Consider the following 13,391-nt stretch of genomic DNA (forward strand, 5'->3'; position numbering starts at 1 on the left):
CCACTAGACTTTATTTAAATATAATCAACCTTTTGAGCTTTTAAAATATCAAGCTGCAACATCTTTTTCTTTTTATATCTATAGGCAATAAACAAACCAATAAACCAGATTGGTGAACACTCAAGTGCAATTAAAGTGTCATGATCTAAAGCTAAAATTACAATAGTGAAAACTAAAAACAGCATCGTAAACCATGCCATAAATAATCCACCCGGCATTTTATATTGGGATTGAATATGTAATTCAGGGAATTTTTTACGATAGGAAATATAAGAAAGTACAATCAACATGAATGTAAAAATACATAAAATTGAAGTGAGCGCTGAAATAATTGTAAACGCAGTCATAACGTTTGGAACAATAAATAAAATAGACGTTCCCACCGTCACGCAAGCCATCGAAAATACGAGTCCTCTAATTGGAACCTTACTTTTAGATAACTTACTAAAGCTTTTAGGTGCATCATTGTCTAATGCTAAACCGTATAACATACGACTGGTCGCAAAAATTCCGCTATTGGCAGAAGATAGCGCTGAAGTTGCTACAACAAAATTGATTAAACCTGCTGCAATTGGTAAACCCACCAATGTAAACATTTCTACAAATGGGCTTTTTTCTGGTGAAACTTTTGCCCAAGATGTGACCGCAATAATACAAATCAATGCACCTACGTAGAACAATAAAATACGTAAAGGAATAGAGTTAATCGCTTTTGGAAGTGATTTATGCGGGTCTTTGGTTTCAGCAGCAGTTGTACCCACCAGTTCAATACCCACAAACGCAAATATGGCAATTTGGAAGCCTGCCAAGAAACCTGTTACACCATAAGGAAACATCGACTCTGTTTCAAACAAATGGCTAACCGATGCCTTAACACCATTTGGAGAAGTAAATCCGGTACTAATTAAGTAAATACCCGCAAGAATGAACAGAATAATTGCTGTAATTTTGATGAGGGAAAACCAAAATTCGAGTTCACCAAATAGCCGAACGGCTACAAAATTGAGTATGGTTAAAATTGCTAATGAAGTAAATGCAGGAATCCAAACGGGTAAATCGGGATACCAAAACTGCATGTACCCTCCGATCACAATCACATCGGCAATAGCAGTAATAATCCAGTTACACCAGTAGGACCAACCCAGGAAGAATCCCGCCCACGGACCAAGATATGCCGTTGCAAAATCTGCGAATGTTTTAAAATTAGTATTCGCCAGAAGCAACTCGCCCATTGCTCGCATTACGAAGAAAAAGAAGAAACCAATAATTAAATAGGTTAAAACAATTGAAGTTCCTGAAATACTTAATGTTTTACCGGAACCCATAAATAATCCAGTACCGATTGCACCGCCAATCGCAATCATCTGAATATGACGATTGGTTAATGAGCGTTGCAATTTCTCTTCTTCTTGCTCAGTCATATGTTGACTACCAAGAAGATCTCCTTCCAGGAATTGCTTTCCGTTATTCTTACTCATGTAATATTTACTCCAATTTATAGCAATCGTTGTAAATGTTTTAATAATAAATAAATTATATGATTATCAATTTAGTCCATTAAATCATGTTAAAAATATTATTAAATCATTTAAAACCTTATAAATTCCTTTTTAAAAGCTATTACCTATAACAATAAAAATTAATCATAAATCCTTTCCTTCATTATTATATTAGCCTGACCTCTATCAATATAATTGTCTGTCGTTTATAGAATAGCGGCAGGCTAATGAATTCCAGATCAGCGAGCAAGATTGTGTTTATCCATGTACCAATCTTGCGTTAGCGATAATATAGTATTCCTTCTTAAATTTGGTGAAATGTATAGTATTTCTGCTTAATTAACAGCCATTCGCAAATGATCAGTCTCTTTGAGTTTGTTTACCACTTCTGGACTCGAAACCTGTTTAGCTTGAACACTTAGCACACGAACTAAACAACCATTTTCGGCATTCAATTGTTCTGCCTGTTCTTTAGTTAATTGCAGCTTTTCTCGATAAGGTTTGCTGTATACAAGAATGGCGCGATAATTTTCATAGCCATCATTGGCTACAATGTAAGGTTCATCCCCTACCGCAATATTTTCAGGTTGTTCAATTTGGACCACTACAGATTGACTTTCTTTAATCGCTCGTAAGTTTTCAATATCGGCCTGCAATGTCGCCCCACCATCAAAAATATCGACATATCCTTTATAGCGCAGCCCTTCTTCTAGCAAGAGATTATAGGCTGGTCGAGTATTTGGATGAACAATACCAATCGCTGCTTTAGCATCATCTGGCAACATATCGACATAGAGTGGATGTCTTGGCATCAGCTCTGCAATAAATGCTTTTTGCCCGACTCCACTTAAATAATCGGCTTTGGTAAATTCAATATCAAAAAACTTATGACCTACCGCATTCCAAAATGGTGACTGCCCATTTGCATCGGAATAGCCACGCATTTCTGCCACAATGGTTTCTTCAAAATATTGGCGAAATGCCGACAGAAACAAGAAACGAACTTTAGATAAAAATTTGCCATTTTTATTTAAGCGATAGTCCGGGTCTAAAAACAAAGTGCAAAGCTCACTACAATTGGTATGGTCATTACTCAAATATAGTGTTGGTAAAGCTTTATAAACACTTAGCGGTTCCGAGGCATGAACTTGCGTCCCTACATGAAAGTTGTACCAAGGCTCTTTTAAACCAAGTGCGACTTCAATGCCACAGACCCCTACTACTTTGTTGAGTTCAGTGTCTTCAAGAACAAATAAATAAACCTGATCTGCCTTTGGTAATTCGCCTGCGACTGTTTTACACGCCCGTTCAATACGAGCAGCAAGCTTTTCCATATTTGGCTGTAAAGATGTCAAACCAAAACCTGCTTTTTGCGCCAACAGGTAAAGGTCATTAACATCTTTAGGTTCGATGTAGCGAATAATCATCATGCCGCTTGTTCATCCTTTTGAATTGCTACGAAGCGAGCAAGTGCACGATCAAATCTTTTTAAACCTTCATCAATATCAGCCAAAGGAATAAGCAGAGATGGTGTAAAGCGCACAACATTTGGACCAGCAATAAGACTAAGTAATCCCTCTTCACCCGCAAGGTTGTTAATATCTTTTGCTTTGCCAGCGAACTCTGATTTTAAGACACAGCCAATCAGTAAACCTTGACCACGAATTGTTTCAAAGATTTCATATTTTTCATTTAATTTATTTAAAGCTTTTTTATAGTAGTCATGACGCGCTTTAACCCCGTTAAGCACTTCAGGGGTATTAATAAATTCGAATACTGCACCTGCAACTGCACTTGCTAATGGGTTACCACCGTAAGTCGTACCGTGGGTACCGACTGAAAAATGTGATGCAAACTTATCGGTTGTTAACATTGCGCCAACTGGGAAACCACCACCTAGTGCTTTTGCAGTTGTAAGAACATCTGGAATAACACCAGTGTTCATGTAGGCATAAAGAGAACCTGTACGACCTACACCAGTTTGTACTTCATCAAAAATAAGTAAAGCACCAAACTCATCACATAGTGCGCGTAAGCCTTTTAAAAATTCGATGTCAGCCGGAATAACGCCGCCTTCACCTTGTATCGGCTCAACAATGACTGCGCATGTTTGCTCATTAATCACTGCTTTTGCTGCGTCTAAATCATTAAAGGCAACATGGTTAATGCCGTTTGGAAGCGGTGCAAAGTCTTGTGAATATTTAGGTTGACCGCCTGCTGAAACGGTAAATAAAGTACGACCATGAAAAGCATTTTTAAATGCCACAATGCCACTTTTACCAGCAACACCGCTATCTAAACCCACTTTACGAGCTAGTTTTAATGCCGCTTCGTTAGCTTCTGCACCTGAGTTACAGAAGAATACCTTGTCTGCAAATGTATTTTCAGTGAGTTGTTTTGCAAGGCGTAGAACAGGTTCATTTGTATAACCATTGCCTACATGCCAAAGTTTTGTTGCTTGTTCTGTTAAAGCATTCACTGCCACTGGATGCGCATGACCTAATGCGTTTACTGCAATCCCGCCTGCAAAATCAATATATTCTTTATTTTCTTGATCCCAAATACGTGAACCTTCACCACGTACAGGAATGAAATTTGCTGGTGCAAAAACTGGAACCATCCAGTCGTTAAAGTCACTACGAGAAACTGCAAAATTATTCATCTTATCTAGTCCATTAAATTAAAATTATTAGGGTTAACTGATGACCCTATTATTCAAAATCAAATTGATTCACAAAATTTGTAATTCAGTAAAAAATGAATTATTTTTTACCAATCTGATAATTGACAATTACAATATGGATAACATTGATCAAATTATTTTAGGTTTGCTTAAAGATAACGCACGGATGTCTGTTACCGAGTTAGCCGAAAAAGTTCACGTTTCAAGAGCAACGGTAAAAAAGAGAATCGAGTATTTAGAGTCGTCAGGCATCATTACCGGATACACGGTACGGTTTAAACCCAATGCAGAACGAAATGTCATCCGTGCATGGATGAGCATTATGGTTGAAGGCACTAAAGCGCAGTCTGTGATTAAAGAACTACGCCTAGAAAGTGCGGTCGAATGTTTGCATAAAACCAATGGCAAATGGGATATTTTGGTCGAGCTACGATCTGACACTTTAGAAAACTTCGATAAAGTTTTAGAAAGAATTAGAAATATTTCAGGTATTTATAACAGTGAAACCAGCATTCTGCTTGCGAGTCATAAGACCTGACAACTCACTTTAATTTCAAATAATAAGGACGAAAAATTGATGGGCTAAGCATAAGGTTTGGCTCATCAAGCTGCTCTCGATTATAAAAATTCTTCTATTGTCTTTCGTCAAATCAACAAAACTATTACGACGTTCAACCTATTCTAAAAATCTTCAATAAATTTTTAACTTTTTTTAAACAATCAAATCAAAAACTTAAAATCTAATTTGATTTAAATTCCACCTTTTTTCACTCACTCCCCTCATCAAAGCATTTGACAGAAAATTTAAAACATAATACATATAGTATTATATGTTATATGTTAAAACCTAAGGACAAGGTATAAAAATGGCTAAAACTCAACTAAAACACTTTATTAACGGCGAATATGTTGCTAGCAAAGGAAATGATTATTTCGACTTGGTAAGTCCAGTGACTGGTGAAGTTTATGGTCAATCGCCTAATGCAACCGAGGCAGAAGTTGATGCTGCTTACGCTGCTGCAAAAGAAGCTTTTAAAATTTGGGGACGCAGTACACCTTCAACTCGTCAAAAAGCATTATTGAATTTGGCAGATGCTATTGAAGCAAATGCGGAGCGTTTAATTGAGGCGCAAAGTCGTAATACGGGTCAGTTAAAACACTTAATTGCATCTGAAGAAGTCGGTGCATCGGCAGATCAGGTTCGTTTCTTTGCAGGTGCTGCCCGCTTACTGAATGGCACAGCTTCAGGTGAATATTTAGAAGGTTTAACCTCTTCTATTCGCCGCGAACCAGTCGGTGTAGTGGGTCAAGTTACACCTTGGAACTATCCACTCATGATGGCTGTTTGGAAAATTGCTCCTGCTTTAGCAGCTGGTAACACTGTGGTACTTAAACCAAGTGACACAACACCAGAAAGTACACTTTTACTGGCAGAAATTGCTGCACCATTTTTTCCTAAAGGTGCATTTAACGTGGTGTTAGGCCAAGCTCAGGTCGGTTCAAAAGTTGTATCACATAAAACACCTGCGCTCGTTTCTATTACAGGTTCGGTTCGTGCAGGCTTACAAGTTGCAGCTTCTGCGGCAGCAAATTTAGCGAAAGCCCACCTTGAGCTTGGTGGGAAAGCACCTGTAGTCGTTTTTGAAGATGCCGACATCGATAAAGCTGTTGAAATGATTGCTTTAACGGGTTACTTCAATGCAGGACAAGACTGTACCGCTGCAACGCGCGTGATTGTTGCTGAAGCAGTGCATGACGAATTTTTAAGCAAGTTGGTTGAAGCTGCAAAAAATACACGCTTTGGTGAACCAGATGATCAAGACGCACTTTATGGTCCACTCAACAATGCTAATCAATTAAAGAATGTTAAAACCTTTATTGACAACTTACCTGCTCACGCCAAAGTTGAAACTGGTGGCAAACAAGCCGATCGTCCAGGATTCTATTTTGAACCAACTGTGATAAGTGGTTTAAAGCAACACGACGAAGCAATTCAAAATGAAATTTTTGGACCAGTCATTACTGTTCAAAAATTTACAGATGAAAATGATGCCATCGAAAAAGCCAACGATATTGAATATGGCTTGGCTTCAAGTGTTTGGACCAAAGATCATGCCCGTGCAACTCGCCTGTCTCGTGAACTTGATTTCGGAACCGTTTGGATTAACACCCATATTCCTTTAACTGCAGAAATGCCACACGGCGGCTTCAAAAAATCAGGTTATGGTAAAGATTTATCAGGCTACGGTTTTGAAGAATATACTCGCGTTAAACATGTAATGAGTTCAAATGAATAATAAAAATCAGATTTGAAAGGAGATCAAAATGAATAAACAAGAAATGAAAGACTTTGTGAGTAAGGCGCACCACGAGTTATTTAATTTACATGACACCACTGCTCTAGACCGTTATTTTTCGGAAGACTTTATTGAGCACTCTCCACTGGTTGCCAACGGTATTTCAGGATTGCGTCAACTGGTAGAAGACTGCCCCGACATGCAACATGAAGCTGTGCGTGTACTGGCAGATGGCGACTTGGTTGCGATTCATGGGCGCTTTCAAGGACTAGATGAAAACCCGTTAGTTGGCTTTGATATTTACCGAGTGAAAGACGGCAAAATTGTAGAGCATTGGGATGGACTGGTAGCAGAAGCAGCTCCGAATGTGAGTGGCAGAACACAATTAGATGGTCCAACCGAAATCGTAACTCATCATGACCCAGAGGAAAATCGTGAGATTGTGACCTCTTTCTTTAAGAAGTCATTAATTGATGGTAATTACGAAGCATTTAAAGAATACACCCAAGGCGATCAGTTCATTCAACATAGCCCAGATATTGGTGATGGCGTTAAGGCAGTGATTGATTTTTTGAACAATATCCGTAATGAAGGGCAAGGTTTGGTATACTCCAAAACTCATCGCTCCATTGCTGATGGTCAATTTGTATTGACACATTCTGAAGGAAATATTGCTGGAAATCGACATGCTTATTTTGAATTGTGGCGTGTAGATAATGGCAAAATTGTTGAACTTTGGGATGCAATACCAGCTGTGCCTGAAGATGAACAGGCAGTCCATCAATATGGCGTGTTTTAATCATTTATCCGTTTCATTAAGCTAAGTCACTGACTTAGCTTTTAGAGAATTCGCCATGTCAGCATATACGATAATTTTTGCACCTATCGCTCAGGCAACTCGCTCGGAACAAGTTGTTGAACGCTTGGAAAATGCAATTATCTCTGGATTGCTCAAAAGCAATGAACAACTTCCTAACGAGGCGGATTTAGCTCGCTTAATGGGAGTGTCACCGATTACCGTTCGTGAAGCGTTAAATACTTTACGGGTAAAAGGTCTGATTGATACACGACGCGGACGAAACGGTGGAAGTTTTGTTTGTGAGTTACCTTCTGACTTACTCTTAAACAAACATCCTTTGCGTCAAGCTTCAAATGAATATCTTGCTGATCTAGGTGAATTTCATAGTGCAATTTTAAGCCATGGTGCCTATTTAGCAGCACAAAGAACCACTGAATATGAACTGGGCAAAATCAAAGAATTGATTGAGCAATTTGAACAAGCCGTTGAAGCAGACACTCGTGCCCAGCTTGATTTACGTTGCTTGCTGACGCTCACCTCTTTTGCCCAATCAGCTCGACTAGCAAATCAAGAGTTAACCATACAAGCCGAATGGGCACCGCTCATCGCAGTGCTTTATCAAGATGATCATTTTCATCAATTGGTCGTCGCGCAATACCACCAACTTTTATCATCTTTTGTTCAAGGCAATGAAGATGATGCTGTTATTCAAGCACGAAAAATTATTTCGATGCTAACAGACCAAATGCTTCGATATAAGTTATCTATCGAATAAAAATAATAAAACAGAGCGCTTATCAAATATCGAGTGAGAAATACGGAATTTTAGGAGTTATAGGAATGACCCAACATTTAGATATAGAAGAGCTTCAAAATTTGTTAAAGACGGTGGTTGAAGAAACGACAGCCATTACAGAAAAATTAGCGGCTAAAGCGAGCAAAATTCTGTCAAAACATGAACCTGAAAAAACAAAAGATATTAAGCTTTCAGGTTCAGAACGTTCAGCTTTGCAAAAGGAAATTAAAAAGGCACTACAGGAAAGCCATTACAGTCAAGGTATCGGCTTTGCAAGTTATAGTCCTGCAACGCAAGAAGAACAAGATTATTGGACACTCGAATGGTGGTATAAAAAAGAAGATCAGTTACAACAAGCCAAACTTGAAAACTATCAAAATGCTCAGCGATTTTTAGATTTTCGCTCTTTTGAGTGGTTCCATAAACCAGCTCAAAATAAAAGTCCGTGCATCCATGGGCCTTATGTCGACTATATCTGCAATGGTGCATATACCATCACCCTTGCCCATCCGGTCATGATTCGTGATCAATTTATCGGTGTAATTGCCACCGACATTTTAGTTTCAGCACTCGAAAAACTTCTTATGCCGAAGCTTAAAAACATCAAACAAAAAGCAATCGTGATTAACGATTCTTCTCGAGTCATTACTTCAAATGACGTCACCATCAGGACAGGCACACTATTTAGAAGACAAAGCTCTGAGCAGGTTCTCTCACGACCGTGTCAATCTTTTCAATTGGTCGTTATCTAGAGCGAAGTCAAAAATACTAAATATTTGACCTTGCTTTAGGGCATCACCAAAGCGAAACAGCACCTGAAGCCTCTGGCTTTTGTTCAAACTTTCTTCAAATAGACTTGCTCATTCAGGTCTTGGGGAAGTTTTGGCTCAAAAATAGCATCGCTTTTCCGGATGAAAAGCAAAACAACGAAATTTGAGGTTGAAATGACATGGAAAATAAAACGTCTTCCTTAAAAAAACTGTCTCTTTGGCAAGTCACGATTATTGGTATTGCCTACATGACGCCAATGACAGTGTTTGATACTTTCGGCATTGTCTCTGGAATTACCAATGGTCACGTGCCACTTGCATATTTACTCGCACTTGGTGCCATGTTACTCACCGCTTGGAGCTATGCAAGATTCAGTAAAACTTCAGAAAAGTCAGGCTCGGCATATAGCTATACTGCCGAAAGCCTAGGCCCTAAAAGTGGCTTTTTTGTCGGTTGGTGCTCCCTACTCGACTATCTGTTATTACCACTCATTAATGTTTTGCTTGCCGCAATTTATCTCACTGCCCTCATTCCAAGTCTGCCTTACTGGTTTTGGGTGCTTGTGTCGGCGAGCTTAGTCACCTTAGTAAACTGTTTCCGTATTCGCTTACTGGCCAATTTAAGCCTGTTGTTTGTGTTTGCACCCATCATACTCATGGTTATTTTTGTCTATTTAGTGATTCAGGGTATTGGCTCGACTCAAGGTTATGAGCATGTGCTTACCTTGGCTCCCCTCTGGCATGAGCACCAATCTTTACTACCGCTCGTGGCGGGCGCCTCAGTTTTGTGCTTTTCATTTTTAGGTTTCGACGCAGTCACAACGCTTTCAAATGAAACCAAACAACCCACCAAAAATATTCCACGAGCAGTCATGTTAACAACACTTGCTGGTGGATTCATTTTCTTTACCGCCGCTTGGTTTATTCAGCTTTATTTTCCAAACAATCTTCGCTTTCAGCATCCTACTGAAGCGCTTCCTGAAATTGTGCTTTATGTCGGCGGGGCTTTTTTCCAGTCCATATTCTTATGCGGGCAAATTATGAACACTGTTGCCTCTGGCCTAGCCTCACATGCCAGTGCTTCACGTTTACTGTATATAATGGGCACTGACAATATTTTTCCTAAAAAGTATTTTGGAACAATTCATATCTCCTTAGGTACACCATTTTTCTCGGTTTTATTTGTTGGTCTTATTTCGATGTCCGCGGTTTTTCTAGATTTAGCACAAGTCGTAAGCCTTATCAGCTTTGGTGCTCTAGTCGCTTTTACAGCCGTAAACTTCTCGGTTTTTATGAAATTTTATATTAAAGATAAACAGCGCTCAGGGTTTAAAAATAAATTTCTAAACCTATTTTTGCCGCTTATATCAGTCATCAGCATTATTTGTCTCTGGCTTAACCTTGACTCATCTTCACTGACTTTCGGATGTTTCTGGTTATCTTTAGGCATTCTTTTATTTATCTATAAAACGATTAAAAAACAAAGTATTGCTATTAGTAATGCTTATTAATTTTTAAGGAAATTCATCATGAATATTATTTCTAAACCCCTGTTTTTAAAAGACGTGGAATATAAACCAAGTAAATCTCTACAAGTGGGCAAAGAATGGAGTTGGTTAAATCCGAAACATGCAAAATTTGACACAACCACTGTAGAAGGCACATCGGTAGATAATCCAGCGAACTACTATGAAAGCTCGCTTTCTGATTGGCATACATTTGACAGTTTAAAGGCCGATTTAGAATGTGATGTGGTTGTTATTGGTGGCGGTTTATTAGGTTCATCGACAGCCTTACATTTAGCCGAACAAGGCGTAGATACCGTTTTATTAGAAAAAAATCGTATTGGTAGTGCAGCTTCTGGTAGAAATGGCGGACAACTCACCCCCGGTTTGGCACGCTGGGAAGCTCAAGAAATGGCCGATCGATTAGGTTATGAAGATGCAAAAAAACTGTGGCATTTTACCTCTACAGAAGCCATGCAACTTATTGATGACATCTCGGAAAAATACCAGCTTAACTTTGACCGAAAATACGGTCACATTACTGCCGCCGTTCATGAAGGACATTTAGTGGGTCTGACCCAAGGCGCCGACGCCCGAAAATATTTAGGTGAAGACCATACCCGCATTGTAGGTAAACATGAACTCATGGACTATATTAAGTCTGATTATTATACGGGGGGTTTAATTGATGAGTTGGGTGGACAAATTCATCCTTTAGCTTTAAACCGTGGCTTAATTTATGGTTTTTGCCAAAACGGCGGTTCTGTTTATGAGCAAACAGAAGTCATTTCGATAGAAGAAAAGGCAGATGGTATTTATGTTCAAACTGCAAATGCTGTCGTGAAAGCTAAAAAGTCTGTGGTTTTGGCAATTCACCATGCTTCGTTTAAACTTTTATCAGAACAAAACAATACCACTATTCCATTTTATACCTATGTTGCGACCACCGCTCCGCTAGAGCTTGATACAAAAGAGCTTCTGCCATTTGGACATCCGGTTTATGACACCCAGTTCCAGATTGATTACTACCGTCCTGTGTTTAACAACCGCTTACTGTTTGGTGGTCAAGGCACTGGAACGTGTTGGGGTCCAGAGAAAACCTTAAATTATCTAGAGCACCGAATTCATACGGTGTTCCCTCAAATTAAAAATCTAGAAATGGATTTTGTCTGGAGTGGAACAACTGATTTAACGGTAAATGGTGCAGTGGATAGCCGTAAGTTTGGTAATAAATTCCCAATTTATGCTGTTCACGGCTGGAGCGGTCATGGTGTGGCGCAGACTGTTCGTATTGGTAAAGCCATCGCAAGTGATTTTGTTGGGCAATCTAACGACTTCGAAATGTTATCTAAAATTGACCATCAAAATATTATGTTTGGTCGTACCCTTGCACCCGTTGTTATTCCGCTCGCAAAAAGTATGTATGGCATCGGTGCAATGCTGAACCCCGGCAAAATGGTGTCTTTCTAATTTATAGAACCACTAATTTTCAAAAAAGGATTCGTATAGCTTTGTACGGATCCTTTTTATTTAACTGAGTAAAATCCTTTTCAAACTAGGTTATCCCTAACCAATCTATTACAATAGTGCCAGCTTTTTAATTCAGCGCATATATTTTGAGCAACTCATCTTCCCAATTAAAACGTGGACTTAAAAATCGTCACATCCAGTTAATCGCTATGGGTGGTGCTGTCGGGACAGGTTTATTTTTAGGTTCTGCACAAGTCATCCAGTCTGCTGGTCCTTCTATTATTTTAGGTTATGCCATTGTCGGTTTGGTTGCATTTTTAATTATGCGCCAAATGGGTGAAATGATCGTAGAAGAACCTGTAGTCGGCTCTTTTAGTTACTTTGCACAAAAGTATTGGGGCAAATTCCCAGGTTTTTTATCGGGCTGGAACTATTGGGTGGTTTACATTCTGGTTGCAATGACAGAACTAACAGCGGTTGCTAAATATGTGCATTATTGGTGGCCCCACATTCCCGCTTGGATATCAGCCTTATTTTTCTTTGTTCTAGTCACATGTTTAAACTTAGGCAATGTTAAATTTTATGGTGAATCTGAATTTTGGTTAGCCATTATTAAAGTCGCTGCTGTCATTTCGATGATTGTGTTTGGTCTATATTTATTGCTTACAGCGGGTAGTGACTCTATCGCTAGCTTCTCAAACCTATGGCAGCATGGCGGATTTTTCCCACATGGGTTCTCGGGCCTATTTTATATGCTCGCCTTTTTAATGTTCGCCTTTGGCGGCATTGAACTGATTGGGATGACTGCTGCTGAAGCGGAAAATCCTGAAAAAAGCATTCCACAAGCGATCAACCAAGTCATCTTTCGAATTTTGATTTTCTATGTGGCTTCACTTGCCATCATTATGTCACTTATTCCGTGGAATCAGCTTGACCTTGGTGGATTAGATAAAAGTCCATTTGTCATGATTTTTAGCCAGCTTGGCATTGGTTGGGCTGCACATTTACTCAACTTTATTATTTTGACTGCTGCGCTTTCGGTTTATAACAGCGGCATGTATGCCAACAGCCGTATGTTATATGGGCTTGCAGTACAGGGCCATGCTCCAAAAGTTTTTGCACAAGTGAGCAAACAAGGTGTTCCTAAAGCTGCTGTTATCTTCTCTTCTATTTTGATTTTTGGTTGTGTATTACTTAACTATTTCGTACCAGAAGAAGCGCTAAGCTATCTCATGTACATGGCCGTAGCCGCTTTAGTTTTAAACTGGGCAATTATTAGCTTTACCCATTTGAAGTTTAAACGTGCGATGAAACTTGAAGGTAAAGCTATCAAATTTCCTGCGCTATTTTCGCCTTTGAGTAACTATATTGTTTTAATTTTCATTGGCATGATTTTATATATTATGTGGACTCAAGGGTTTGAAAAATCGGTGATTTTACTTCCGATCTGGATCACTTTCATGTTTGGACTATATAAATTTTTAAGTTGGAAAAAAGCACTCTAATATTCAAAGAAGGCTTATTCAAACAGGATAAGCCTTTTATCATTTAACAGCTCATCACCCTAAGTAG

11 protein-coding genes are annotated in these 13,391 nt (G+C 39.0%); 8 read left to right on the plus strand and 3 right to left on the minus strand.

Annotated features, from left to right (window positions below; genetic code table 11):
- Nucleotides 1–14 precede the first annotated feature (14 nt).
- From RMB03_RS08595 to RMB03_RS08605, 3 genes are all read right to left on the minus strand, one after another.
- Nucleotides 15–1,478: an amino acid permease gene (locus tag RMB03_RS08595; protein ID WP_311075362.1), complete on the minus strand. Its 1,464-nt coding sequence runs from the start codon at nt 1,476–1,478 to the stop codon at nt 15–17.
- Nucleotides 1,479–1,834: 356 nt separating this feature from the next.
- The gene (gene astA, locus RMB03_RS08600) at nt 1,835–2,929 is read right to left on the minus strand and encodes an arginine N-succinyltransferase (protein ID WP_311075364.1); all 1,095 of its coding nucleotides are present in this window, start codon (nt 2,927–2,929) and stop codon (nt 1,835–1,837) included.
- Nucleotides 2,926–4,161 (minus strand): aspartate aminotransferase family protein, encoded by a 1,236-nt coding sequence (locus RMB03_RS08605; protein ID WP_311075366.1) that lies wholly within the window; start codon nt 4,159–4,161, stop codon nt 2,926–2,928. Before RMB03_RS08605 ends, astA begins: the two co-directional genes overlap by 4 nt.
- 136 nt (nt 4,162–4,297) lie before the next feature.
- On the opposite strand from RMB03_RS08605, the gene RMB03_RS08610 reads away from it, so the two are divergent.
- The 8 genes from RMB03_RS08610 (at nt 4,298) to RMB03_RS08645 (ending at nt 13,324) form a co-directional block, all read left to right on the plus strand.
- Nucleotides 4,298–4,720, plus strand: a complete 423-nt coding sequence (locus tag RMB03_RS08610; protein WP_002120489.1) for an Lrp/AsnC family transcriptional regulator — start codon at nt 4,298–4,300, stop codon at nt 4,718–4,720.
- A 328-nt stretch (nt 4,721–5,048) separates the two neighbouring features.
- Entirely contained in the window at nt 5,049–6,479 is a 1,431-nt protein-coding gene (locus RMB03_RS08615; RefSeq protein WP_127494204.1) for a gamma-aminobutyraldehyde dehydrogenase, read from the plus strand.
- A gap of 28 nt (nt 6,480–6,507) precedes the next feature.
- Complete coding sequence (locus RMB03_RS08620) at nt 6,508–7,278, plus strand: nuclear transport factor 2 family protein (protein ID WP_231761637.1); 771 nt, start codon at nt 6,508–6,510, stop codon at nt 7,276–7,278.
- Nucleotides 7,279–7,333: 55 nt separating this feature from the next.
- Nucleotides 7,334–8,053 (plus strand): FadR/GntR family transcriptional regulator, encoded by a 720-nt coding sequence (locus RMB03_RS08625; protein WP_004641942.1) that lies wholly within the window; start codon nt 7,334–7,336, stop codon nt 8,051–8,053.
- 65 nt (nt 8,054–8,118) lie between these two features.
- Complete coding sequence (locus RMB03_RS08630) at nt 8,119–8,826, plus strand: cache domain-containing protein (RefSeq protein WP_311075370.1); 708 nt, start codon at nt 8,119–8,121, stop codon at nt 8,824–8,826.
- A gap of 197 nt (nt 8,827–9,023) precedes the next feature.
- Nucleotides 9,024–10,355 carry an APC family permease gene (locus RMB03_RS08635; protein ID WP_281835512.1) on the plus strand — a complete coding sequence of 444 codons (1,332 nt, stop codon included), beginning with the start codon at nt 9,024–9,026 and terminating at the stop codon, nt 10,353–10,355.
- A gap of 18 nt (nt 10,356–10,373) precedes the next feature.
- Nucleotides 10,374–11,819 carry an FAD-dependent oxidoreductase gene (locus RMB03_RS08640; RefSeq protein WP_311075372.1) on the plus strand — a complete coding sequence of 482 codons (1,446 nt, stop codon included), beginning with the start codon at nt 10,374–10,376 and terminating at the stop codon, nt 11,817–11,819.
- Between the two features lie 146 nt (nt 11,820–11,965).
- Nucleotides 11,966–13,324 carry an amino acid permease gene (locus RMB03_RS08645; protein WP_311075374.1) on the plus strand — a complete coding sequence of 453 codons (1,359 nt, stop codon included), beginning with the start codon at nt 11,966–11,968 and terminating at the stop codon, nt 13,322–13,324.
- Nucleotides 13,325–13,391 lie beyond the last annotated feature (67 nt).

The sequence above is a fragment of the Acinetobacter sp. V91_7 genome (genome assembly GCF_031799075.1).
Lineage (GTDB): Bacteria > Pseudomonadota > Gammaproteobacteria > Pseudomonadales > Moraxellaceae > Acinetobacter > Acinetobacter calcoaceticus.

Coding starts and splice junctions, on each gene's coding strand:
- RMB03_RS08615 (WP_127494204.1), top strand. CDS start 5,049: ATGGCTAAAACTCAACTAAAACACTTTATTAACGGCGAATATGTTGCT.
- RMB03_RS08635 (WP_281835512.1), top strand. CDS start 9,024: ATGGAAAATAAAACGTCTTCCTTAAAAAAACTGTCTCTTTGGCAAGTC.
- RMB03_RS08595 (WP_311075362.1), bottom strand. CDS start 1,478: ATGAGTAAGAATAACGGAAAGCAATTCCTGGAAGGAGATCTTCTTGGT.
- RMB03_RS08605 (WP_311075366.1), bottom strand. CDS start 4,161: ATGAATAATTTTGCAGTTTCTCGTAGTGACTTTAACGACTGGATGGTT.
- RMB03_RS08640 (WP_311075372.1), top strand. CDS start 10,374: ATGAATATTATTTCTAAACCCCTGTTTTTAAAAGACGTGGAATATAAA.
- RMB03_RS08610 (WP_002120489.1), top strand. CDS start 4,298: ATGGATAACATTGATCAAATTATTTTAGGTTTGCTTAAAGATAACGCA.
- RMB03_RS08630 (WP_311075370.1), top strand. CDS start 8,119: ATGACCCAACATTTAGATATAGAAGAGCTTCAAAATTTGTTAAAGACG.
- RMB03_RS08620 (WP_231761637.1), top strand. CDS start 6,508: ATGAATAAACAAGAAATGAAAGACTTTGTGAGTAAGGCGCACCACGAG.
- astA (WP_311075364.1), bottom strand. CDS start 2,929: ATGATGATTATTCGCTACATCGAACCTAAAGATGTTAATGACCTTTAC.
- RMB03_RS08625 (WP_004641942.1), top strand. CDS start 7,334: ATGTCAGCATATACGATAATTTTTGCACCTATCGCTCAGGCAACTCGC.